This window comes from Micromonospora sp. WMMD737 (assembly GCF_049179055.1).
Taxonomy (GTDB): Bacteria; Actinomycetota; Actinomycetes; order Mycobacteriales; family Micromonosporaceae; genus Micromonospora; species Micromonospora reichwaldensis.
On sequence record NZ_JBMHMH010000001.1, the window covers coordinates 3,932,003 to 3,954,211 of the forward strand.

At 74.2% G+C, this 22,209-nt stretch carries 23 protein-coding genes and 1 pseudogene; 12 read left to right on the forward strand and 12 right to left on the reverse strand.

What is annotated here, in order from left to right; genetic code table 11:
- Positions 1 to 154: 154 nt before the first annotated feature.
- The 4 genes from ACN27A_RS16990 to ACN27A_RS17005 all read right to left on the reverse strand — a co-directional run bounded on the left by ACN27A_RS16990 (position 155) and on the right by ACN27A_RS17005 (position 2,646).
- Positions 155 to 1,180: a hypothetical protein gene (locus tag ACN27A_RS16990; protein WP_421454543.1), complete on the reverse strand. Its 1,026-nt coding sequence runs from the start codon at positions 1,178 to 1,180 to the stop codon at positions 155 to 157.
- Positions 1,181 to 1,212: 32 nt separating this feature from the next.
- Positions 1,213 to 1,626, reverse strand: a complete 414-nt coding sequence (locus ACN27A_RS16995) for a cupin domain-containing protein (RefSeq protein WP_421454545.1) — start codon at positions 1,624 to 1,626, stop codon at positions 1,213 to 1,215.
- Between the two features lie 65 nt (positions 1,627 to 1,691).
- Positions 1,692 to 2,198 carry a DUF3995 domain-containing protein gene (locus tag ACN27A_RS17000; protein ID WP_421454547.1) on the reverse strand — a complete coding sequence of 169 codons (507 nt, stop codon included), beginning with the start codon at positions 2,196 to 2,198 and terminating at the stop codon, positions 1,692 to 1,694.
- Entirely contained in the window at positions 2,185 to 2,646 is a 462-nt protein-coding gene (locus ACN27A_RS17005) for a hypothetical protein (RefSeq protein WP_421454550.1), read from the reverse strand. The genes ACN27A_RS17000 and ACN27A_RS17005 overlap by 14 nt, the downstream gene beginning before the upstream one ends.
- A 297-nt stretch (positions 2,647 to 2,943) precedes the next feature.
- Here ACN27A_RS17005 and ACN27A_RS17010 point away from each other — a divergent pair, with 297 nt between their 5' ends.
- Genes ACN27A_RS17010 through ACN27A_RS17020 form a run of 3 tightly spaced genes read left to right on the forward strand, consistent with a single transcriptional unit; the run spans position 2,944 to position 4,428 of the window.
- Entirely contained in the window at positions 2,944 to 3,570 is a 627-nt protein-coding gene (locus tag ACN27A_RS17010) for a superoxide dismutase (RefSeq protein ID WP_421454553.1), read from the forward strand.
- Between the two features lie 46 nt (positions 3,571 to 3,616).
- Positions 3,617 to 3,952 (forward strand): YnfA family protein, encoded by a 336-nt coding sequence (locus tag ACN27A_RS17015; protein ID WP_151456642.1) that lies wholly within the window; start codon positions 3,617 to 3,619, stop codon positions 3,950 to 3,952.
- A 47-nt stretch (positions 3,953 to 3,999) separates the two neighbouring features.
- Entirely contained in the window at positions 4,000 to 4,428 is a 429-nt protein-coding gene (locus tag ACN27A_RS17020) for a hypothetical protein (RefSeq protein ID WP_421454556.1), read from the forward strand.
- Between the two features lie 49 nt (positions 4,429 to 4,477).
- On the opposite strand, the gene ACN27A_RS17025 is transcribed toward ACN27A_RS17020, so the two are convergent.
- Positions 4,478 to 4,933, reverse strand: a complete 456-nt coding sequence (locus ACN27A_RS17025; protein ID WP_421454559.1) for a hypothetical protein — start codon at positions 4,931 to 4,933, stop codon at positions 4,478 to 4,480.
- A gap of 134 nt (positions 4,934 to 5,067) precedes the next feature.
- On the opposite strand from ACN27A_RS17025, the gene ACN27A_RS17030 reads away from it, so the two are divergent.
- Positions 5,068 to 5,649: a Uma2 family endonuclease gene (locus ACN27A_RS17030; protein WP_421454562.1), complete on the forward strand. Its 582-nt coding sequence runs from the start codon at positions 5,068 to 5,070 to the stop codon at positions 5,647 to 5,649.
- Between the two features lie 40 nt (positions 5,650 to 5,689).
- On the opposite strand, the gene ychF is transcribed toward ACN27A_RS17030, so the two are convergent.
- From ychF to ACN27A_RS17045, 3 genes are all read right to left on the reverse strand, one after another.
- Entirely contained in the window at positions 5,690 to 6,775 is a 1,086-nt protein-coding gene (gene ychF / locus ACN27A_RS17035; RefSeq protein ID WP_121400143.1) for a redox-regulated ATPase YchF, read from the reverse strand.
- A gap of 161 nt (positions 6,776 to 6,936) precedes the next feature.
- Positions 6,937 to 7,671 (reverse strand): Type 1 glutamine amidotransferase-like domain-containing protein, encoded by a 735-nt coding sequence (locus ACN27A_RS17040; protein WP_421454565.1) that lies wholly within the window; start codon positions 7,669 to 7,671, stop codon positions 6,937 to 6,939.
- Positions 7,672 to 7,886: 215 nt separating this feature from the next.
- Positions 7,887 to 8,390, reverse strand: a complete 504-nt coding sequence (locus ACN27A_RS17045; RefSeq protein WP_311410725.1) for a MarR family winged helix-turn-helix transcriptional regulator — start codon at positions 8,388 to 8,390, stop codon at positions 7,887 to 7,889.
- On the opposite strand from ACN27A_RS17045, the pseudogene ACN27A_RS17050 reads away from it, so the two are divergent.
- Positions 8,362 to 9,300, forward strand: a pseudogene (locus ACN27A_RS17050) (EamA family transporter); the annotation flags it as partial. The gene ACN27A_RS17045 and the pseudogene ACN27A_RS17050 sit on opposite strands and share 29 nt — an antisense overlap.
- 101 nt (positions 9,301 to 9,401) lie before the next feature.
- Here the strand turns inward: ACN27A_RS17050 and ACN27A_RS17055 are convergent.
- The gene (locus ACN27A_RS17055; RefSeq protein ID WP_225852416.1) at positions 9,402 to 9,884 is read right to left on the reverse strand and encodes a hypothetical protein; all 483 of its coding nucleotides are present in this window, start codon (positions 9,882 to 9,884) and stop codon (positions 9,402 to 9,404) included.
- 140 nt (positions 9,885 to 10,024) lie between these two features.
- On the opposite strand from ACN27A_RS17055, the gene ACN27A_RS17060 reads away from it, so the two are divergent.
- The 5 genes from ACN27A_RS17060 to valS all read left to right on the forward strand — a co-directional run bounded on the left by ACN27A_RS17060 (position 10,025) and on the right by valS (position 18,502).
- Complete coding sequence (locus tag ACN27A_RS17060) at positions 10,025 to 11,587, forward strand: DNA-3-methyladenine glycosylase 2 family protein (protein ID WP_421454569.1); 1,563 nt, start codon at positions 10,025 to 10,027, stop codon at positions 11,585 to 11,587.
- On the forward strand, positions 11,584 to 12,084 hold the full coding sequence (locus tag ACN27A_RS17065; protein ID WP_421454570.1) for a methylated-DNA--[protein]-cysteine S-methyltransferase: 501 nt from the start codon (positions 11,584 to 11,586) through the stop codon (positions 12,082 to 12,084). Before ACN27A_RS17060 ends, ACN27A_RS17065 begins: the two co-directional genes overlap by 4 nt.
- Positions 12,085 to 12,132: 48 nt before the next feature.
- Positions 12,133 to 13,947, forward strand: a complete 1,815-nt coding sequence (locus tag ACN27A_RS17070) for an ABC transporter ATP-binding protein (RefSeq protein ID WP_421454572.1) — start codon at positions 12,133 to 12,135, stop codon at positions 13,945 to 13,947.
- Entirely contained in the window at positions 13,944 to 15,815 is a 1,872-nt protein-coding gene (locus ACN27A_RS17075; protein ID WP_421454575.1) for an ABC transporter ATP-binding protein, read from the forward strand. Before ACN27A_RS17070 ends, ACN27A_RS17075 begins: the two co-directional genes overlap by 4 nt.
- A 71-nt stretch (positions 15,816 to 15,886) precedes the next feature.
- A complete protein-coding gene (valS, locus tag ACN27A_RS17080; RefSeq protein WP_421454578.1) occupies positions 15,887 to 18,502 on the forward strand; it encodes a valine--tRNA ligase in 2,616 nt (871 codons plus the stop codon).
- A gap of 22 nt (positions 18,503 to 18,524) precedes the next feature.
- Here the strand turns inward: valS and ACN27A_RS17085 are convergent, their stop codons facing one another.
- Positions 18,525 to 19,253 (reverse strand): TetR/AcrR family transcriptional regulator, encoded by a 729-nt coding sequence (locus ACN27A_RS17085; protein ID WP_421458508.1) that lies wholly within the window; start codon positions 19,251 to 19,253, stop codon positions 18,525 to 18,527.
- A gap of 83 nt (positions 19,254 to 19,336) precedes the next feature.
- Between ACN27A_RS17085 and ACN27A_RS17090 the strand changes: the two genes are divergently transcribed.
- Both ACN27A_RS17090 and ACN27A_RS17095 read left to right on the forward strand, forming a co-directional pair.
- Positions 19,337 to 20,089: a siderophore-interacting protein gene (locus ACN27A_RS17090; protein WP_421454581.1), complete on the forward strand. Its 753-nt coding sequence runs from the start codon at positions 19,337 to 19,339 to the stop codon at positions 20,087 to 20,089.
- Between the two features lie 49 nt (positions 20,090 to 20,138).
- On the forward strand, positions 20,139 to 20,651 hold the full coding sequence (locus ACN27A_RS17095) for a DUF6640 family protein (protein ID WP_421454584.1): 513 nt from the start codon (positions 20,139 to 20,141) through the stop codon (positions 20,649 to 20,651).
- A 69-nt stretch (positions 20,652 to 20,720) separates the two neighbouring features.
- Here the strand turns inward: ACN27A_RS17095 and ACN27A_RS17100 are convergent, their stop codons facing one another.
- Both ACN27A_RS17100 and ACN27A_RS17105 read right to left on the reverse strand, forming a co-directional pair.
- Positions 20,721 to 21,371, reverse strand: a complete 651-nt coding sequence (locus ACN27A_RS17100) for a hypothetical protein (protein WP_421454586.1) — start codon at positions 21,369 to 21,371, stop codon at positions 20,721 to 20,723.
- A gap of 125 nt (positions 21,372 to 21,496) precedes the next feature.
- A complete protein-coding gene (locus ACN27A_RS17105; RefSeq protein ID WP_421454589.1) occupies positions 21,497 to 22,207 on the reverse strand; it encodes an ABC transporter permease subunit in 711 nt (236 codons plus the stop codon).
- Between the last annotated feature and the right edge of the window lie 2 nt (positions 22,208 to 22,209).

A 22,209-nucleotide genomic window follows, 5' to 3' on the forward strand; every position in this document is an offset into this window, starting at 1 on the left:
CCCGTGGTGTTCCACTCGTCCCGTCAGCGGCGGCTAGGGGCAGCAGGCGCACCGCCGCCGCCCTCGTGGGCAGCCCCTGAAGGCAGCAGGCGCACCGCCGCCGCCGTCGTGGGCGACGGCTCGGACAGCCACGGGTTCGGCGACGGCTCGGTCCTCACTGCTGGTCGAGCAGGAACGGCGTGTCCGGGCAGCTCAGGCACACGAAGATGCGCAGTGCGCCGTGCCGGCCCACGACGACCCCGGTCGGCTCGTACGGGTCGTGGTCGGGCTCGCCGTCCGGCCGCGTCGGCTGCCACCGGCCGGTGCCCCGCTCGGAGGAGGCGACGACGAGGGCCAGCGTGGTGGGGCCGCCGCAGCGGGGGCACGGCGTCGGGCGTAGGTCGGTGAGGCTCCAGTCGGCGTAGCCGCCCACCTTCCAGCCGGGCGCCAGGACGGTGTCCACGTAGTTGTCGTCGTCGTACTCGCAATCCTCGTCCTGCTCGTCGACCAGGGGCCGCAGGGCCTCCGGCAGTTCCTGCGGGTACGGGTACTCGACGACCTGCTCCGGGTGCAGCCGGCACGGCCGGGGCACGTACCCGTCGTTCCCGATCTCGCCGCGCGGCGGCTGGCCGAGGAGATCGGTCACGTCCGCCTCCCGCCGCCAGCGCAGCTCCACCGTCGGCCCCCACGGGCCCTCGGCGTGCTCGAACGGGCACCACAGCACCTGCAACAGGTCCGCCCCGCCGGGGCGCGGCAGGTCGGGGACGTCCTGCGCGCGCAGTTGCGCCAGTGGGACCATCGGGTTCGGCGCGGGGTGCGGTCGTGGCACGTACCGGTGGCCGACGACCGGACCGCCGGTGCGTGAGCCCCAGCCGGTGAAGCCCGGGCCGACCACTGTGGCGATCTCCCGGTGCAGCGCGACCTCGCCCTCGGCCAGGACGTGCGACTGCGTGCGCCCGCGCTCCGCCGCCCGCATCCGCTCCACCAGCTCGGCCGGGACCGGCACCTCCTCGTGCACCATGTGCGGCGCCTCGCAGGTGGGCCAGGGCTCGTCGGCCGGCCAGAGCAGCGGCCCGCCGACGTGGCTCCCGGCGGCCGTGACCGCCCCGGGGCGCGGGTGCAGGCGGGTCGCCGTGCGGCCCAGCTTCTCCAGGCCGGGGTAGCGGGCGAGCACGTCGGGCGGGAGAGGCGGGGTGATCATGGCGAGATCGTAGGCGGTCGACGGTCGCCCGATCAGCCGCCGTCGACCACGTCGCAGGGGTGGGTGTCGTCCGGGTCGTACGGTGTGTCCGCCAACTCGACGGCCTGGGAGTGCTCCAGGGCGAAGTAGACGTGGGCGCAGCGCGGCTCCACCGTGACCGCGTCGCCCGCCTCGATCGTCAGCTCGGTCCGCTCGCCGGAGTCCACGTCGCGGAACACCGCCCGGAGCCGCCCGCTGATCACGTACAGCGTCTCGGTCTTGTGGTCGTGGTAGTGGTTGCCGCGCGGCCGGGTGGCGTCCGGCCGGAACTCCAGGTACGCCAGGAAGCGGTAGGTGCCGCCGTTGACGATCTGGGCCAGCTCGCCGGCCGGCGACTGGATCCGACCGCCACCTTCCGGAATCGGCGGTGACGTCACCGGAAGCCGGCGGAGGCGTACCTTCTGCACCGCCCGATCGTAGGTCCGACCCGGCGCCGCCCGGCCCGCGACGCGCGCAACCCGCAGCGGCGGCGTCAGCGGTGCCGCCTGCCCAGCCGCCAGCCCGCCGCCGACCAGCACGCCCCCCAGAGCAGGAAGAACGGCGACCACAGCAGCAGGTCCCACCACGCCAGGTCGCGGGCCAGGGCGGCGTGCCCGACCGGCGGTGGCCGGACGCCGGTCAGCAGCAGCGCGTCGCCGACGAGGCCGTGCCCCAGGGCGCCGACCGACCGGGCGATCATGAGGATGCCGAGCGTCCAGGCGACCGCCAGCAGCAGCCGGCGCGGGAGGGCCGCCCGCCAGGGGCGCAGGGTGGCCAGCGCGACCACGACACCGACGACCGCGGCGGCGGCCAGCGCCCAGTGGCTCGCCACGAACAGCGGGTCGCGGGCGAGCAGCCGTTCACGCAGCTCCGGCGGGAGCGGATCCTTGTCGGCAAGCGCGTTGGCACCCAGCGCCTGCGCGAGCTTCATCGCCCCGTAGGCCGAGGCGCACGCCGCCGCGCCGTACGCGCCCACCCGCGCCCGGTCAGTGCGCGACACGTCTCGTCGCCACCACGTAGGACCGGATCGTCGCCACGAGCAGCCCGATCACGACGAGTCCGAGGACCCCGTGGTACCACTGCCAGCCCACGCCGAGGCCCACGAACCCGTCCACCACCATGATCGTCGCGCCGGCCCCGACGGCCAGCAGCATTGCCGCCAGCGCCAGCAGCATCAGGGGCCTCGGCACCCGCCGCCCCGGCGCCGTGACCGTGGCGAGGGCGAGGCAGGCGCCCGCCACCCCCGACGCGGTCGCCGACCACTGCGCGGTCGCCACGCCCATCACGTCGCGGGCGTAGCGTTCGTGCTCGGCGGCCGGAACGACCGGGCCGCCCGGGAAACCGAGCCGGGATTCGAGGGCGAAGGCGGCCTTGCCCACGGCGTACGCGAGGAGGAGCACCGCCACCGCGTAGGCCGGCCATCGCCGCGCACCGGGAGAAGCATCCATGCTCCCGACGCTAGGCCCGGCGGACCCCGCGCCGACTCCCGAGCGCGGGGGGACCGCCCTCCCCCGCAGGAGGGAGCGCGGACGGCCGGGCGGCCGCGGCGGCCGGGGCTGACCGGTAGTCACGTGCGGGCGCGCCCCCACCGGTGATCATCGCGGCGTGGAGGCGCGCCCTACCGACGGTGTCGGCCGTGGAGCGGATCCCGTGCGACCCGCTCCAGTTGCCAATATTCCGCAGTTGCCAAGACTTTGCAATAAGGCATACTGACCGGAAGATCGTCCACACGCGAAAGGGTCCCCATGGCCGTCTACAAGCTCCCCGACATGCCCTACGACTACGGGGCTCTGGAACCCGCCATGAGCGGTCAGATCCTGGAGCTGCACCACAGCAAGCACCACGCCGCGTACGTCAAGGGCAGCAACGACGCCCTCGACCAGCTCGCCGAGGCCCGCGACAAGGGCGACTACTCGGCGCTGGTCGGCCTGGAGAAGACCCTGGCCTTCAACCTCTCCGGGCACGTCCTGCACTCGATCTTCTGGAACAACCTCTCCCCCGATGGCGGCGACCGCCCGGACGGCGAGCTGGCCGCCGCCATCGGCGAACACTTCGGCTCGTTCGACGGCTTCGCCGGCCAGCTCTCCGCCGCCACGAAGAGCGTGCAGGGCTCCGGGTGGGGCGTCCTGGCGTGGGAGCCGCTGGCGCAGCGCCTCATCGTCGAGCAGGTCTACGACCACCACGGCAACGTCGGCCACGGCTCCACGCCGATCCTGGTCTTCGACGCCTGGGAACACGCCTACTACCTTCAGTACAGGAACGTCCGCCCGGACTACGTCGACCGCCTCTGGGACCTGGTCGACTGGGCCGACGTCACCCGGCGCTTCGACGCCGCGCGCGCCGCCGGCAACCCGCTGACCGCGACGCCCTGATCCGGCCGACCGCTGACCGGGTGGTGCTCCCGCTACCGTTCCCACCATGACGGTGGTGCGCTCGATCCTGCTTTTCCTGCTCGCCGCGCTCGCCGAGATCGGCGGGGCCTGGCTCGTGTGGCAGGGCTGGCGCGAGCACCGGGGGCTGCTGTGGGTGGCGGCGGGGGTCGTCGCACTCGGCCTCTACGGCTTCGTCGCCACCTTCCAGCCCGACCCGAACTTCGGCCGGATCCTGGCCGCCTACGGCGGCGTCTTCGTCGCCGGCTCCCTCGCCTGGGGCATGGTCGTCGACAAGTTCCGCCCCGACCGCTACGACGTCGTCGGCGCGGCCATCTGCCTGGTCGGGGTCGCCATCATCATGTACGCCCCACGCAGCGGCTGAGCGGTGACCGGACGCGGAGATGACGGCGACTGCTACCTTCGGCACCCATGGACGACGCGCCCGCGTGGTACCGGCCGATGCCCGACGTGCTGCTCCTGGTCGGCACCAGCACCGCGCTGCTCGGCTATCTGATTCCGTGGTTCCGGGCCAGTGAAAGGCACCTGTGGTCGTATTCGGGCTGGGGCTATCTGAGCGTCGGAGGCGGCTGGACCACGTGGGTGGTGCTTCTCCTCGTGACCGCCATCGGTGCCAGCCTCTGGGCCCGCCGGGCGGTGCAGTTCGCGCAACTCGCCGTTGGCGCGGCGGTGGCCGGAATGTTCCTCGCCGGCGCCGTGGTCGCGGTGAGCCTGGGTGCCCTGCCGGAGCGCAGCCACATCAACTGGGTCGTTGAACTGCCCTTCGGGATGGGCCTGCCGCTGATGGCGGTCGGCTTCGGAACCGTCGTCGCCGGCGCGCTGGCCACCGCCCGCCGCTGACAGTCCTCGTCGGCCGGCGTCCCGCCAGGCGCCTGAGCCGTGCGCGGACTCAGTACGGCTGGCCGCACACCTTCCAGGCCCCGTCCTCCTTCACCAGCATGAACGTGTGCTGGTCGGTGGCGCCGCCGTCCCGCGTCAGGACCATGTTCACCGTCGCCGACGTGCGGCCGTTGACGCTCGACACGTTGACGCCGTTGGCCTTGTGACCGTGGATCTTCGGCTGCCTGGCGACGACCTGGGCGAACGCCTCCCTGGTGTAGCCGCCGCGTGTGTCGCCGCACAACAGCTCGTACGCGGCGTCCGGGTCGCCGGCCTCCAGGTGGCTGACGAACGACTCGGCGGCCTGCCGCGCTGGATCCGTCGCGCCCTTGACCCCCTTGTACAGGAAGAAGCCGCCGACGCCGGCACCACCGCAGCACAGCACGACGACCACGCCGACGACGATCAACACTGTGCGCAGCGTGCGCCGCTTCGGCGGTTGAGGCACCTGATACGGGTGGGTCATGGGTAGTGAGGGTAAGGGATGCGAGAAGTCCTCGGACACGTCCTCGCGGCAGTCCCGAGAACGGGGCCGCCAGCAGCGGAAAGGCTGGGCGCAGCAGGCCGGGAGCCGCGATTACCGAGTGCTACGGTGACGGCATGACTGCGGTGCCCGACTGGATGCGGCCGCCTCGCCCGGAGGGGTGGTATGCCGACGATCTTGACAAGCTCGCCGAAGCGCCGCGCCACACGGAACTCATCGATGGAGCACTCGTCTTCATGATGTCTCCCCAGCGGGTCTGGCACGCCCGGATGGTCACCGCGCTGGTGAACCGCCTGACGGATCAGGCACCGCCTGGCATCGAGGTCGACAGGGAGATCACGATTCGACTCGACAGGTGGAATCGTCCCGAGCCCGACCTCCTGGCCACGAGGGCACCTTACGATCCGTCCCGCACCTTCTACACCCCTGAGGAGACTCTTCTGGTCGTGGAGGTGGCCTCTCCGGAGTCGGCCCACCGCGATCAGACGGTCAAGCTGCGCAAGTACGCGGAAGCCGGCATCGCCAACTACTGGCGCATCGAGGAGGAGGATGGATCACCGGTGGTCCACGCCTACGAACTCGACGGGCCCACCCGGTCCTATGTGCCGACCGCAATTCATCGACACGAGCTGCACACCACGACGCCGTTCACGATCGAGCTCGACCTGGATGGACTGGTGCCCGGCCGCAGGAGCTGAGCCGGGCGCCGACTCCGTCAGAGGTCGAACCGGATCGTCACTAGACGTTGAAGCGGAACTCCACGACGTCGCCGTCCTGCATGACGTACTCCTTGCCCTCGATCCGGACCTTGCCGGCGGCCTTGGCCGCCGCCATCGAACCGGCCGCGACCAGGTCGCCGAAGGAGACCACCTCGGCCTTGATGAAGCCGCGCTGGAAGTCGGAGTGGATGACCCCCGCGGCCTCCGGGGCGGTCGCGCCGACCGGGATGGTCCAGGCCCGCGCCTCCTTGGGGCCGGCGGTGAGGTACGTCTGGAGCCCGAGCGTGCGGAACCCGACGCGGACGAGCTGGTCCAGGCCCGGCTCGTTCTGCCCGATCGACTCCAGCAGCTCGCGGGCCTCCTCGTCGGGCAGGTCCACCAGCTCGGACTCGATCTTGGCGTCCATGAAGACGGCCTCGGCCGGGGCGACCAGGGCGCGCAGCTCGTCGAGGAACTCGGCGTTGCCCAGCTCGGCCTCGTCGACGTTGAAGACGTAGAGGAAGGGCTTGGTGGTCAGCAGGTGCAGCTCGCGCAGGTGCTCCAGCTCGATGCCCGCGTCCTTGGCGCCCGCGTAGAGGGTCACGCCGGTGTCGAGCAGCTCGACGGCCTGCTTGGCGGCGGTGACGGCGGCGGCCCGGTCCTTGCGGAGCTTGGCCTCCTTCTCCAGCCGGGGCAGGGCCTTCTCCAGGGTCTGGAGGTCGGCGAGGATCAGCTCGGTGTTGATCGTCTCGATGTCGTCGGCCGGGGAGACCTTGCCGTCGACGTGCACCACGTTCGGGTCGGAGAAGGCCCGGACGACCTGGCAGATCGCCGACGCGTCGCGGATGTTCGCCAGAAACGCGTTGCCCCGGCCCTGCCCCTTGGAGGCACCGCGCACCAGGCCGGCGATGTCGACGAACGACACGGGGGCGGGCAGCACCTTCTGCGAGCTGAAGATCTCGGCGAGCGTGTGCAGCCGCTCGTCCGGCAGCCCGACGACGCCGACGTTGGGCTCGATGGTGGCGAATGGGTAGTTCGCCGCGAGCACGTCGTTCTTGGTCAGCGCGTTGAACAGGGTGCTCTTGCCGACGTTGGGCAGGCCGACGATGCCGATGGTGAGACTCACGACGAGCCAGCTTACGCCGACGCCCCACGCCCCCGACGAGGCAGGCCGGTGCACGGGGCCACGCCCGACCGATCTTGGTACAAGAAGGCCCCTCCAGGGGCGCTCCCGTACCAAGATCGGCACGAAGGACCGGGCCGGCCCGGAGGGTCGGGCCGGGCCGGTCAGGCGAGCAGGCGGGGGGTGATCGGGGTCTCCCGGGCGGTGCCGTCGTCGGCGCGGCTGACCTCGTACGCCGAGGGGCCCTCGCGGTCCGCGACCGCCTCGACCAGGCGGGTGCCCCGGTAGAGCAGGCCGGTGCCGTCGTCGGTGCAGTGCGCGGTCGGCAGCACGCCCTCGGCGACCAGCTTGTGCATCAGCGGGCGGCGCTGCTCCTCGCTGTCGTAGTGCACGCCGTTGCCGTAGGGCAGCCAGCCCAGCCCGTCGGCGAAGCCACGCAGGGTGGTGCCGAAGCTGTCGGTGGCCCCGCCGGCGTGCCAGCAGATCGAGCCGGCGGAGACACCTCCGAGCACCACGCCGGCCTCCCAGCACTCGCGCAGGATCTCGCCGAGGCCGTGCACCCGCCAGACCGCGCAGAGGTTGGCGACGCTGCCGCCGCCGACCCAGATCACGTCCTGGGCGAGCAGGTGGGCGCGGACGTCGTCGACGTTCGGCATCGGGAAGAGCGCCAGGTGCGTCATCCGGAACCGGCTGCCGGCGAACGCCTCGTAGACCCGGGCGAGCGTGGTCGGCTGGTCCCCCTCGGCCTGGTTGAGGAAGCAGATCCTGGGCTCCGGCCCGGCCCCGGCCAGCTCGGCGGCGAGGTCGAAGACGGGGTTGACCCGCCGGGGCCCGCCCTCGTGGCGCGGCGCGTAGATGCCCATGCTGGTGGCGAGGATGGTCGGTTCACTGGCAGGCACGGTCGTCCTTCCGTCGGGGTCGACGGTGCCCATCCTGCCCGAGGCCGCTCCCCCGCCGCTCAGCGCCCGCCCCGTGGGCCTGCCAGGGACGGTCGCCAGCCCGGGGGCTGCCGCCGGCCGCCAGGGTCCGCGCCGCCCGTCGCCGCCAGGGTCCGCGCCGCCGGTCGCCGGCCCAGGGGCTGCCGGCCCCCGCCGCCAAGTGTCCGTGCCGCCGGTCAGCGTCCGCCGTCGGTGACCGCGCCCAGCAGCGTACGCAGCAGGTCGGCGAGGCGCCGCTGGTCCTCGGCGGGCAGCGCGTCGAGCAGCCGGCGCTGGACGGCCAGCCCCGCCTCGGCGGCCTCCTCCACCAGTTCGAGGCCGGCCGGCGTGAGCGTGACCTGGAGCCCGCGCCGGTCCGCCGGGTCGGGCGCGCGGCGGAGCAGTCCGGCGCGTTCCAGCCGGTCGAGTCGGCCGGTCATCCCGCCGGAGGTGAGCATCAGCGAGGCGGTGAGCGCCTTCGGCGCCAGCGTGTAGGGGGTGCCGGCGCGGCGCAGGGCGGCGAGCACGTCGAACTCGCCCCGGCTGATCGACCAGCGGGCGTAGGTGCGTTCCTGCTCGTCGCCGACGAGCCGGGCCAGCCGGTAGATCCGGCCGAAGACCGCCATCGGCTCGGGGCGCATTCCGGGCCGCTCGCGCTGCCACTGCTCGACGATGCCGTCGACGTCGTCCCGCTCGGTCACCCCCGGATTGTGCCGCACCTCGCACTCCCGCTTTTACTCGCCACGAAGTAGCTTAGTTGCAAGATACTTAGCAAAAAGAATTAGTGAGGGAACCGTGGACCGCCGCCGGCTCGACATCCTGCTCACCGCCGCCGCGCCGACCGCGTGGGGCACGACGTACCTGGTCACCAGCGAACTGCTGCCGCCCGACCGGCCGCTCTGGTCCGGCGCGATCCGGGCCCTCCCCGCCGGCCTGCTGCTGCTCGCGCTGACCCGGCACCGCCCGCACGGCGTCTGGTGGTGGCGCGCGGCCGTCCTCGGCGCGCTGAACATCGGGGCGTTCTTCCCGCTGCTCTTCTTCGCCGCGTACCACCTGCCCGGCGGCGCCGCCGCGGTGCTCGGCGCCACCCAGCCGCTGCTGGTGGCGGGGCTGACGGTGCTCGTGCTGCACGAACGGCCCCACCCCCGGGCGCTGGCCGCCGCGCTCGCGGCGCTCGCCGGGGTCACCCTGGTCGTGCTGCGCCCCGACGCGGGCCTCGACCCGACGGGCGTCGCCGCCGGGCTGACCGCCACCGCCGCGATGGGCGCGGGCCTGGTGCTGACCCGTCGCTGGGGCCGCCCGCCGGGCGTCGGCACGCTCACCGCCACGGGCTGGCAGCTCACCGCCGGCGGGCTGATGGCGGTGCCGGCCGCCCTGCTGGTCGAGGGGACGCCGCCCCTGCCCGACCCGCCGGCACTGGCCGGCTACGCGTGGCTGACGCTGGTCGGGACGGCGCTGGCGTACGCGCTGTGGTTCCGGGGCGCGGCCCGGCTGCCGGTCACCCAGGTGTCGCTGCTCGGGGCGCTCAGCCCGCTGACGGCCGCCGCGCTCGGCTGGGCCGTGCTCGGGCAGGCGATGACCGGCTGGCAGCTCGCCGGCTTCGCCGTGGCGGTCGGCGCCACCGTGGCCGGGCAGCTCCCGCCCCGCCGACCCGGCCCGGCGGGCACCGCGCCCGGCGGGCCGCCCTGGCGTCGGTCGCGGGGCCCGGCGGGTCAGTCGCGGGGACCGGCCTGGCGGGGCACCACGGCCTCGATCGGCAGGGCGCCGGGAGCCAGCTCTCCGGCGGCGGCCAGCGGCAGGGTGAAGCGGGCCTCGGCGGCGGGACCGGCCGCGTACGACTCGCGGAGCATCCAGCGCACCTCGTCGGCCGTCCAGCCCAGCCCGGCGCGGCCGGCGATCTCCCGGACCAGGCGCAGTGCCACCCGGGTGTCGTCGTCGTAGAACCGCATGCACCAGTGGTGCACCCACATGCCCAGCGCGCGGAGGCCGTCGGCGTCGAGCGAGCGCACCAGCCGGCCGCAGGCGGTGTCACCGAACGCCCGCCCCGGGTCGCCGGCCCGGTCCCGTTCGATCGCGCCGACGGCGGCCGGGGCGACCGCGCGCATCCGCTCGTAGAAGCGCTGCACCACCGCGCCGTCCAGCGGAGGGTGCCCGTCCCGTGTCGACGCCGCCCGCCGACCCGCCACGCTCGCCATCGCCGCACCCCTTCTTGAGTTGGTGGCCGGACGGTACCGACCACAACCGACACTTTCGGCGCCGGCGTCCCGTTCACGCCCGCACGGCCACGTCCGATTCCCGCGAGCCAGGGGCGCCTGGCAGGGGCATCATCGGTGACGTGGAGTTGGACTTCGAGCGGTGCTACCGGGCGGTCGACAGCCGCGACCAGCGGTTCGACGGCTGGTTCTACACCGGCGTCACGTCGACCGGGATCTACTGCCGGCCGTCCTGCCCGGCGACGACGCCGAAGCGGCAGAACGTCCGGTTCTTCCCCTCGGCCGCCGCCGCCCAGACGGCGGGGCTGCGCGCCTGCCGGCGCTGCCGGCCGGACGCCGCGCCGGGCTCCCCGCAGTGGGACGTGCGGGCCGACGTCGTCGGTCGGGCCATGCGGCTGATCGCCGACGGGGTGGTGGACCGCGACGGCATCCCGGGGCTGGCCGCCCGGCTCGGGTACACCGAACGGCACCTGCACCGGATGCTGCGGGCCGAGATGGGCGCCGGTCCCCTGGCCCTGGCCCGGGCGCAACGCGCGCAGACCGCCCGCACCCTGATCGAGACCACCGGCCTGGGCATGGCGGAGGTCGCGTTCGCCGCCGGGTTCGGCAGCGTGCGGCAGTTCAACGACACGGTCCGGGAGGTGTTCGGGGCGGCCCCGTCCGAGCTGCGCACCGCCGGCCGCCGGTGCCCCGCGCCGGGTGGGGCGGGCACGATCACGCTGCGGCTCGCGTACCGCCCGCCGCTGCACGCGGAAGCGCTGCTGGACTTCCTCGCGCTGCGCGCGCTGCCCGGCGTCGAGGAGGTACGCGACGGGACGTACCGGCGGGGTCTGCGGCTGCCGCACGGCGCGGGTGAGGCGGCCCTGGCCCCGGCGGACGGGCACGTGGCGGCGACGCTGCGGCTGACCGACATGCGCGACCTCGCCCCCGCCGTGGCCCGCTGCCGTCGCCTGCTCGACCTCGACGCCGACCCGACCGCCGTCGACGGCACGCTGGCCGCCGACCCGGCGCTGGCCGGGGTGGTCGCCGCCGAGCCGGGCATCCGGCTCCCCCGCTCGGTCGACGGCTTCGAGATGGCCGTGCGGGCGATCGTCGGCCAACAGGTCTCCGTCCGCTCGGCCCGCACCACCCTCACCCGCCTCCTGGCCCACCTGTCCCCGCCCACCCCCACCCCCGCTGGCGTCGATCAAGAGGTTTGGGCTTCCGAGAGCGCTCACCCGGCGCCCGAACCTCTTGATCAACGAGCCGAGGACGCCGCGAGCGGCGAGGGGGGCCGGAGTGGCGAGGGGGCCGGGCGGGCGGGCTGGCTGCGGGGGTTTCCGAGCGCCGAGGAGGTGCTCGGGGTGCCGGACGAGGTGTTCGGGATGCCGGTCGGGAGGCGGGAGACGATCCGCGGGCTGGCCCGCGCCGTCGCCGACGGGTCGCTGGACCTGGCGCCGGGCGGGGACCGCGAGGAGACCGTCCGACGGCTGCTGGCGCTGCCGGGGATCGGGCCCTGGACGGCGGGCTACGTGGCGATGCGCGCCCTCGGCGACCCGGACGTCCTGCTCCCCACCGACCTCGCCGTACGCCGGGGTGCCGCCGCCCTCGGCCTCCCCGACGCCCCCACGACCCTCGACACGTACGCCGACCGCTGGCGCCCCTGGCGCTCGTACGCGGTGATCCGACTCTGGAGAGCAGCATGAGCATGAACGACAGCACCGTCATCGACACCCCCGCCGGGCCGCTCAGCATCGTGGCCGGTCCGGACGGCGCGGTCCGGGCGGCGGGCTTCACCGGCGACCCGGAGAGCCTGCTCCCCCTGGTGCACCCGGCCCTGCGGGCGCCGCTGCGGCACCGGGCCGACCTCGGCCCGGTCAGCGCCGCCGTGGCGTCCTACCTGGACGGCGAGCTGGCCGCGATCGACGCCGTGCCGGTTCAGCAGCACACGGGGGGCGCGTTCATGGCGCACGCCTGGCAGGTGCTGCGCGAGGTGAAACCGGGCGACCCGGTGACCTACACCGGTTTCGCCGGACTGGCCGGCCGCCCCGCCGCCGTACGGGCCGCCGCGGCGGCCTGCGCCCGTAACGCCGCCGCCCTGTTCGTCCCCTGCCACCGGGTGCTGCGTACCGACGGGACGCTCGGGGGCTACCGCTGGGGGCTGGACGTGAAGAAGTGGCTTCTCGGGCACGAGCGGCGATGACGGGAAGCCGACACCTGCACGGACCCCGTTTGAGGCTACCGTCGGGTAGTGCCTGACGGTGACGGCAACCCGGCCTCCCGGGTCGAGGCCGGCCGGCACCCGCTGCACAGCCTCTGGCGGCTGCGCCACTACCTGCGCCCGCACGCGGCCGAGTTCGGCTGGCTGCTGCTCGCCGGCCTCGCCGCCACCGGGGCCGGCATCGCCGTACCGCTGGTCGCGCAGCGGGTGGTGGACGGCCCGGTGGCCCGGCAGGACCCGGCCGGGCTGTTCCGGCTGGCCGGGCTGGCGCTGCTGCTCGGCCTCGTCGAGGCGCTGCTGATCTTCATCCGGCGCTGGGTGCAGTCCTCGTCCTCGATGCGGATCGAGGCGGCCATCCGCGAGGACGTCTACGCCCACCTGCAACGGCTGCCGACCAGCTTCCACGACCGCTGGCAGTCCGGCCAACTGCTCTCCCGGGTCACCAGCGACCTGTCGGTGCTGCGCCGGTTCCTCAGCTTCGGCCTCTTCTTCCTGATCCTCAACCTGGTGACCTACCTCGCCGTGGTGACGCTGCTGATCCGGCTGCACCCCGCGCTGGGGCTGCTGGTGGCGGCGAGCGCGGTGCCGCTGTTCCTGATCAGCCGCCGCTTCGCGCGGCACTACCACGCGGCCTCGCGGCGGATGCAGGACCAGCAGGGCGACCTGGCCACGCTGGTCGAGGAGACCGCGCAGGGGCTGCGCACGATGAAGGCGTACGGGCGGGGGCCGGAACTCGCCGCCCGCTTCGCGACCGGCGCGCGGGCGCTGCACGACACGGGGGTCGGCAAGGGCCGGCTGCTGGCCCGCACCTCCGCCCTGCTCGACCTGGTGCCCAACCTGACCCTTGGCGTGGTGCTGGTCGCCGGCGCGGCGGCCGCCGCGGGCGGGGTGCTGACCATCGGCGAACTGGTCGCCTTCGTCAGCCTCCAGCTGATGCTGATCTGGCCGGTGCAGTCGCTGGGCTGGATCATCGCCAACGGGCAGGAGGCCGCCACCGCCGCCGACCGGGTGCGCGAGGTGCTGGACACCCCGCCGGCCATCGTGGACGCCCCGCACGCGCTCGCCCTGCGCCGCGCCGACGTACGCGGGCGGCTCCGCTTCGAGCGGGTCTCGTTCCGTTACCCGGGCACCGCCGCGCCGGTGCTGCGGGAGATCGACCTGACCGTCGAGCCGGGCGAGACCGTGGCCCTGGTCGGGGCGACCGGCTGCGGCAAGAGCACCCTGCTCTCCCTGGTGCCCCGGCTGCACGAGGTCACCGGCGGGCGGATCACGCTGGACGGGCACGACCTGCGCGAGCTGCGGCTGTCCGCCCTGCGCCGACTGGTCGGGGTCGCCTTCGAGGAGCCGACGCTGTTCTCCATGTCGGTGTGGGAGAACCTCACGCTCGGCCGACCGGAGGCCGGCGAGGACGAGGTCCGGGCCGCGCTCGCCCTCGCCCAGGCCGACTTCGCGTACGAGCTGCCGTGGGGGTTGGCCACCCGGGTCGGCGAGCAGGGGCTGTCGCTCTCCGGCGGGCAGCGGCAGCGGCTGGCGCTGGCCCGGGCGGTGCTCGGCCGACCCGCGCTGCTCGTGCTGGACGACCCGCTGTCGGCCCTGGACGTGCACACCGAGGCGCTGGTCGAGACCGCGCTGAAGCGGGTGCTCCGCACCACCACCGCCCTGCTGGTCGTGCACCGGCCCTCGACGATCGCCCTCGCCGACCGGGTGGCGCTGCTGGAGCAGGGCCGGATCACGGCCGTCGGGCGGCACTCGGAACTGCTCGCCGCCGTGCCGGCGTACCGCGCGGTGCTCTCCGCCGAGCCCACCCCCGCACCGCCCGGCGACCGTGGCCTGGTGCGTTCGTGACCGGCGACACCGCCGGTCCCGCGGGCGGGGCGGGCCTCGCCCGCTGGCGCGGCGTCGCCACCGACCCGGACGCGGACCGCAGCCGCGCCGAGGACACCGACCCCGAGGCGGTGGCCCGGCTGCGGGCCCGCAGCCGGGTGCTGCTGCGCGACCTGCTGCGCCCGCACCGGCGCCGCCTCGCGCTGGCCGTCGCGCTGCTGCTCGGCCAGAACGCCGCCGCGATGGCCGGGCCGTACCTGGTGATGCTCGGCATCGACCGGGCGATCGCGCCGCTGCGGGCCGGCGATCCCGGCCCGCTGCTGGTCGTCGCCGCCGGGTTCGCCGTCGCCACCGCCGTCGAGTACACCGCCCGCCGGGGCTTCCTCACCCTCTCCGCGCGGATCGGCCAGGCCGTCCTGCTCGACCTCCGCCAGCGGGTGTACGCGCACTTCCTGCGCCTGTCGGTGGCGTTCCACGAGCGGTACACCTCCGGCCGGATGGTGTCCCGGCTCACCAGCGACCTGGACTCGATCGGCGAACTGGTCGGCGGCGGCATCGACGGCCTGGTGCTGGCCGTGCTGTCGATCCTGTCGGTCGCCGGCATCCTGCTCTGGCTGGACGTGCCGCTGGCTGCGGTGACGCTGCTCGCGTTCCCGTTCCTGATCCTGCTGAGCCGCTGGTTCGCGCGGGCGTCGGCGGACGCGTGGCGGCGCACCCGGGAGACGGTGGCGCTGGTCATCGTCCACTTCGTCGAGTCGATGCGCGGCATCCGGGCGGTGCAGGCGTTCCGGCGGGAGCCGCGCAACCAGCAGATCTTCGGGGCCGTCAGCGACGACTACCGGCGGGCCAGCCGGGACGCGTTCCGGCTGATCGCGACGTACTCGCCGGGGATCAAGGTGATCGGCAACGTCACCGTGGCGGTGGTGCTCTGCTACGGCGGCTGGCGGGTGCTGGGCGGGGCGACCGGGATCGGCGTGCTGGCGGCGTTCCTGCTCTACCTGCGGCGGTTCTTCGAGCCGATGCAGGAACTGAGCCAGTTCTACAACTCGCTCCAGTCGGCCACGGCGGCGCTGGAGAAGCTCGCCGGAGTGCTCGACGAACGGCCGTCGGTGGCCGAGCCCGCGCGGCCCGTGCCGCTGCCCGCCGGGCCGGGGCGCGGGGCGGTCGCCTTCCGGGCGGTCACCTTCGGCTACCGGCCGGACGCGCCCATCGTCGCCGGGCTGGACCTCGCCGTCCCGGCCGGCCAGACCGTGGCGCTGGTCGGGGCGACCGGCGCCGGCAAGTCGACGGTCGCCAAGCTGCTCGCCCGCTTCCACGACCCGTTCTCGGGCGCGGTCACCCTCGACGGGGTCGACCTGCGCGAGGTCGCTGACGCGGAGCTGCGGCGGGCCGTGGTGCTGGTGACCCAGGAGACCCACCTGTTCGGCGGCACGATCGCGGAGAACATCCGGTTCGGCCGTCCCGGCGCGGACGATGCCACCGTGGAGGCCGCCGCGCGGGAGATCGGCGCACACGACTTCATCGCCGCCCTCCCCGACGGGTACGCCACCGACGTGCAGCGGCGCGGCGGCCGGCTCTCCGCCGGGCAGCGGCAACTCGTCGCGTTCGCCCGGGCGTTCCTGGCCGACCCGACGGTGCTGATCCTGGACGAGGCCACCTCGTCGCTGGACGTGCCCACCGAGCGGCTGGTGCAGCACGCCCTCGGCACCATCCTGGCCGACCGCACCGCGCTGGTGATCGCGCACCGGCTCTCCACCGTGGAGACGGCCGACCGGGTGCTGGTGCTCGACGACGGGCGGATCGTCGAGGACGGCCCGCCCGGCCGGCTCGCCGTCGCCGGTGGTCGGTACGCCGCCCTGCACCGGCAGTGGCGCGACTCCCTGCTCTGAGCGGCGGGACGCGTCGGGGCACGGGGCGAAACCACGTGGTCCGGCCCCGGGCCGCTGCCTACCATCGACGGATGACCGACACGGAGCGGACGGCCCGCGCCGGCGTCCCCGAACGTCCGAGCCTGGACGGCATCGAGGAGACCTGGGCGCGCCGCTGGCAGGAGGACGGCACGTACGCGTTCGACCGTGCGAAGGCGACCGTTCGGGGGCGCAGCGCGGCGTCAGACGCGCCGAGCCCGAACGGTCGCAGCGCCGACGTGTACGCGATCGACACCCCGCCGCCGACCGTATCGGGCGAGCTGCACATGGGACACGTCTTCTCGTACACGCACACCGACGTGGTGGCCCGGTTCCAGCGGATGCGCGGGCGCACGGTCTTCTACCCGATGGGCTGGGACGACAACGGCCTGCCCACCGAGCGCCGGGTGCAGAACGTGTACGGCGTGCGCTGCGACCCGGCGCTGCCGTACGAGCCGGACCGGCAGGTCCCCGAGGCCCCGGTGAGCGAGGCCGCCCGCAAGGACCCGACCCCGGTCTCCCGGCGGAACTTCATCGAGCTGTGCGAGCGGCTGACCGTCGCCGACGAGCAGGTCTTCGAGGCGCTCTGGCGGCGGCTCGGGCTCTCCGTGGACTGGTCGTTGACGTACACGACGATCGGCTCGGCGGCCCGGGCAGCCTCGCAGCGGGCGTTCCTGCGCAACCTGGCCCGGGGCGAGGCGTACCAGGCGGAGGCGCCGACGCTCTGGGACGTCGGCTTCGCCACCGCCGTCGCCCAGGCGGAGTTGGAGGACCGGGAGCGGCCCGGGGCGTACCACCGGCTGCGGTTCGCCGGGCCGGGCGGGCGGGAGGTGCTCATCGACACCACCCGACCGGAGCTGCTGCCGGCCTGCGTGGCGCTGGTCTGCCACCCCGACGACGAGCGGTACGCCGACCTGGTCGGCGGCACCGCGCGTACGCCGGTCTTCGGGGTGGACGTGCCGGTGCGGGCGCACCCGCTGGCGGACCCGGCCAAGGGCACGGGCATCGCGATGGTCTGCACCTTCGGCGACCTGACCGACGTGACCTGGTGGCGGGAGCTGCGGCTGGACACCCGCGTGGTGATCGGCCGGGACGGCCGGCTGCTGCCCGAGCCGCCGGCCGGCGTGCCGGGGCAGCCGTACGCGGCGCTGGCCGGGCAGACCGTCAACGGCGCCCGGCGGACGCTGGTGGAGCTGCTGGCCGATGCCGGCGACCTGGTCGGGGAGCCGCGACCCGTCACCCACCCGGTCAAGTTCTACGAGCGCGGCGACCGGCCGCTGGAGATCGTCTCGACCCGGCAGTGGTACCTGCGCAACGGCGGACGCGACGCGGGCCTGCGCGACGAGCTGCTGGCCCGGGGCGGGGAGCTGCGCTGGGTGCCGGAGCACATGCGGCACCGCTACGCGCACTGGGTGGGCGGCCTGACCGGCGACTGGCTGGTCAGCCGGCAACGCTTCTTCGGCGTGCCGGTGCCGGTGTGGTACCGGCTCGACGACGCTGGCGAGCCGGACTGGTCCCAGCCTCTCACGCCGGCGGAATCCGCGCTGCCGATCGACCCGTCCATCGACGCCCCGCCGGGGTTCGAGGAGTCGCAGCGGGGCCGCCCGGGCGGCTTCGTCGGCGACCCGGACGTGCTCGACACCTGGGCCACCTCGTCGCTGACCCCGCAGATCGCCGGCGGGTGGGAGACCGACCCGGACCTGTTCGCCCGGGTCTTCCCGATGGACCTGCGCCCGCAGGGGCAGGAGATCATCCGCACCTGGCTGTTCTCCACAGTGGTCCGCGCCCACCTGGAGCACGGGGTGCTGCCCTGGTGGGACACGGTGCTCTCCGGCTGGATCCTCGACCCCGACCGGAAGAAGATGTCCAAGTCCAAGGGGAACGTGGTCACCCCGATGGCGCTGCTGGAGCAGCACGGCTCCGACGCGGTGCGGTACTGGGCGGCGAACGGCAAGCCGGGCATGGACCTCGCCTTCGACCCGGCCCAGATCAAGGTCGGGCGGCGGCTGGCGACCAAGCTGCTGAACGCGTCGAAGTTCGCCCTCGGGCTGGGCGCCGCCGACGCGCTGCGGGCCGCGGCCACCGAGCCGCTGGACCGTGCCGTGCTCGCCGAACTCTCCGGCGTGGTCGCCGCCGCGACGTCGGCGCTGGAGGCGTACGACCACACGGCGGCGTTGCAGGTCGCCGAGGGTTTCTTCTGGCGGTTCTGCGACGACTACATCGAGCTGGTGAAGGAGCGCGCCTACGGCGCCGGGCCGGGGGCGGACTCCGCCCGGGCGGCGTTGGCCACCGCGCTCTCGGTGCAGCTGCGGCTGTTCGCCCCGGTGCTGCCGTACGTGACCGAGGAGGTGTGGTCGTGGTGGCGCTACGGCTCGGTGCACCGCGCGACCTGGCCCACCACGTACGAGGTGGACCGGGCCATCGAGGGCACCGGCCAGCCGGAGCTGCTGCGGCTGGCCGCCGACGCGCTCGGCCAGGTGCGCCGGGCCAAGTCGGAGCGGAAACTGTCGATGAAGGCGGAGGTGCCGCTGGCCGAGGCGCTCGGCCCGGCGGCCCTGCTGGAACAGCTGACCCTGATCGCCGACGACGTCCGGGCCGCCGGCCGCATCGCCAAGCTGGACCTGCTCCCCGACCGCACCCCGGAACTCGTCATCGCCTGCGCGTTCTGACCGTGGCGCCCCGCCGCGCCCCCTACGGCGCGGCGGGGTCCAGGGCGAGGCGGGCGGAGAGGTCGCGCAGACTCGCCTCGAAGACGGGCTCCACGTCGGTGTAGACGAAGTCCAGTTGGTGCAGAACCTCCATGCACAGCAGCCCGTACAGGCGGATCCAGCAGTCGAGGAAGACGTGCGCGGCCTCGGGCGGCAACTGCCCGTCGATGGCTGCGGAGTAGGCGACCAACTGCTCGCGCAGGGACGGGGGCAGGTCGGCCAGGTCCGGCACCGGGAACGGCCGCGTCCGCCACGACTCGGCGGTCAGGTCGAGCAGGATCTGCTCGAATCGTACGGCCGCCTGGTGTCGTGCCGAGTCCGGCCGGCGGTTGGGCGCGGCGATCGGGCTGGCGAAGATCCAGCCGAACTCGGCCGGATGGGCGACGGCCCAGGCTCGCATGGCCCGGCAGGCCGCGAGGATGCGGTCGCCCACCGGGGCGTCGGCACGGGCGTCGCGGGCCTGTTCCATCGCGGCGGCCATCTCGCGGAAGAAGCGGGCGGTCACCGCTCCGACCAGCTCGTCGTGGCCCGCGAAGTAGTGGTAGAGGGCCGGCCCGCTCATGCCCACCCGGCGGGCCACCGCGTTGATGGTCACCGCGGCCGATCCCTGCTCGACGAGCAGCTCGCGCGCGGCCGCGTGGATCTCCTCCAGGGTCACCTGGCGCAGTCTCTCCCGCCTGCTGACCGGTGCCGGCATCGCCACGCCTCCCATGTCGCTCACCCCGCCGGTTGACATCCTAGGGCACCTATGTTTCCTTATGACCTCTAAACAATCTAGAGCCTCTAAGGAGAGTCGTGGCCCGTACGACGCGCAACCCCCTGACCGCCGTCTTCGGCAGGTACGCCCACGAGGCGACCATCACCGTCACCGAGCAGGTCACGCCCACGATGCGACGCCTCCGGCTGGAGGCCGACCAGCCCGTCACCTTCCCCTGCACCCCGGGTCAGCACATCCGGATCCAGCTGACGGACCCCCTGTCGGTGGCGGGCATCCTGCGTCCCGCCGAGACACTGCGCACCTACACGATCTGGGAGCTCGGTCCCGACCGGCGGGCCATCGAACTCCGCGTCCACCTGTATCCGGGCGACGGCATCGGATTGCGGTGGGCCCGCGCGGCCCGGACCGGCGATCGGGTGACCTTCTGGTGGGCGCAGGGCCACTTCTTCACCGGCCCGGCGCCCTACCACGTGTTCGTCGGGGAGGAGACCGCCAGCGCCGCGTTCGGGCCGATGATCCGGGCGCTGGACGCCTCGGCCGAGGTGTACGGGGTCCTGGAGAGCGACAGCCCGGAGCACGACCTGCCCATGCCCGGAGACCGGCCGCTGCGTCGCGTCCACCGGCACGGACGGCCGGCGGCCTCATCCCAGGTGCTGCTCGCGGCCGTGGCCGACCTCGACCTGCCCGACGACGCCGGGGCCGCCTACGTGGCCGGCGAGGCCAGGACCTGCCAGCTGGTGCGCGACCTCCTGGTCCGCGAACGCGGCTGGCCGCGTACCTCCGTCAAGGTCAAGCCGTTCTGGGCCCCCGGCAAGCGGGGCCTGCACTGAGCCGGCGCCGACGCCCCCACGAGACCGACCGCCGAGAGGTGACACCGCCATGACCCTGCCACGAACCCTGACCATCCTCGTCGCGACGGTGACGACGATCGGCGCCCTCCTCGCCGACCTCGTCGTCCCCGACCTGGCGGCACAGCACGTCCACAACCCGGGTTGGCCGCCGCACGCCAAGTTCCACGACGCCCAGTACGTGGTGATGACAGTTCTCCTCGGCCTCCTCGGTCTGGCGCTCGCGGCCCGGCCGGGACCGACCCTGCGCGCGCGGCTGCTCTGCGCCGACGCGGTCGTGGCCACCCCGTGGCTCGGCATGCTCGGCGCGCTGCTGTTCCCCGGGACGGCCGCCTACGACCCGGAGTTCGCCGACCGGACCGTCTTCGTCCTCGGCATGCACGGGCAGATCTTCATGGCCGTCGTCCTGCTGCTGGCCCTGGTCGGCTCGGTGGCGGGGGCCCTGCGCACGCCCGTCCGCCGCCCCGTCGAGCCGATGCCTCAAGCGGACCACTGTGCCTGCTCCGGGTCCGGGACACGTGGCCGTACGACGCTGTCGAACTGAGTCGTCTGCGACATCACGCGGCGGCCGTTCGCCGACACCGCCGGCTGACCCGGGCCCGCCCTGCCCGGGTCACCAGCCGCGCAGCAGCCGCAGACCCAGCAGGAAGGCGACGACGGCGGGGCCGACCAGCAGGGTGATCGCCTGGAGGCGGTACGGCATCCGGTGCCGGGTCAGCTCCACCGCGTTGCCCAGCACGATCACGCCCGCCAGCATCAGGAACGCGCCCCACATCGGCGCGGCATCGACGCCGACCAGGTCGACGCGGGTCAGTTGCAGCGTACCGCCGAGCAGCACGGCGCCGGCCAGCGCCAGCAGGGAGACCGCCCGGTGCAGCCCCCGGGCCAACGGATGGACCAGCCGCCAGCGGTAGGTGCCGGCGACCGCCAGGCACGGCAGGATGACCATCAGGGGCCAGCCCCGCCCGAACACGCCGAACATCAGCAGCGCTCCGACCGCGAACACCAGCGCGCCGAGGCAGGCGACCACGTAGCCGGCGAAGGCCCGCCCGCCACCCCTGGCCAGCAGCGGCCCGCCGGTGGCGGCGATCAGCGCGCCGGGGATCAACACGAACCCCGCCCACCAGTGGAAGTGCCCGGTGGCCTGCGCGGCCGTGGTGGTCGCCGCCGCCGCCAGCCCGGCCACCGCCAGGCTCACCATCCAGTGCCGGCCGGCACCCGGATAGGCCTCCCGCGACATCACCAGCCCCGTCTCCGCGCTCACGCCGTCAGCCTCGCCCAGCCGCCCGGCCCGGTCCATCCGGGCAGCCCTACCATCGCGGGGTCGGGCTGCCCGGAGGCCGTCAGGTCGCGTCCCGGAATCCGGCGGGGCGGCCCGGCCCGTCGGGGTCAGCTCGTCTCGCCGGCCACGCTGAAGGAGCGGAGCCGGTCGATGGCGAGCGCCGTGAAGCCCGCGCTGATCAACGCGGCCATGACCGCCGCCACCGGCACCGAGACGCCGGCCTCCAGCAGCCCGGTGGGGGCCATCCGGTCGGCGAGGGTGATCACGTACTGCTGGATGGAGAGCACCTTGGTGCCGCTGACGACGTTGCCGAGCAGCCCCTCCCAGATCAGCACGTAGACCAGGCCGAGCAGCACCGGCCGCCGGGTGACGAGGCTGAGCGCCACGAACAACGCCGAGTACGCCAGCGCGCCGACCGCCGACGCGGCGGCGAGCGCCAGGCCGAGGCGTACGGAGTGGGCCAGCACGCCCGCCACGTAGATCGGCACGGCGACGGTGACCGCGGTGACGCCGGCGGCCACGGCCAGCTTGGGCAGCACGATCTGCCAGCGCGGCAACGGCTTGGTCAGGATGTGCACGACGGTGCCGTCGTCGATCTCGGCCCCCAGCACGCCGGTGCCGACGATCAGGGCGACCACCGGGAGCACCACGGCCAGGCCGAGGCCGACCAGCACCGGCGGGCCCCACTCGCCCGGGTCCACCCCGAGCGCACGGGAGAGCACGGCGAGCAGCACCAGCACCACGGGCAGCGGCAGCAGCAGGAGGAACCGGCGACGCCCGAACAGCCCCCGCACGGTGATCCAGGAAACGGTAGACATGG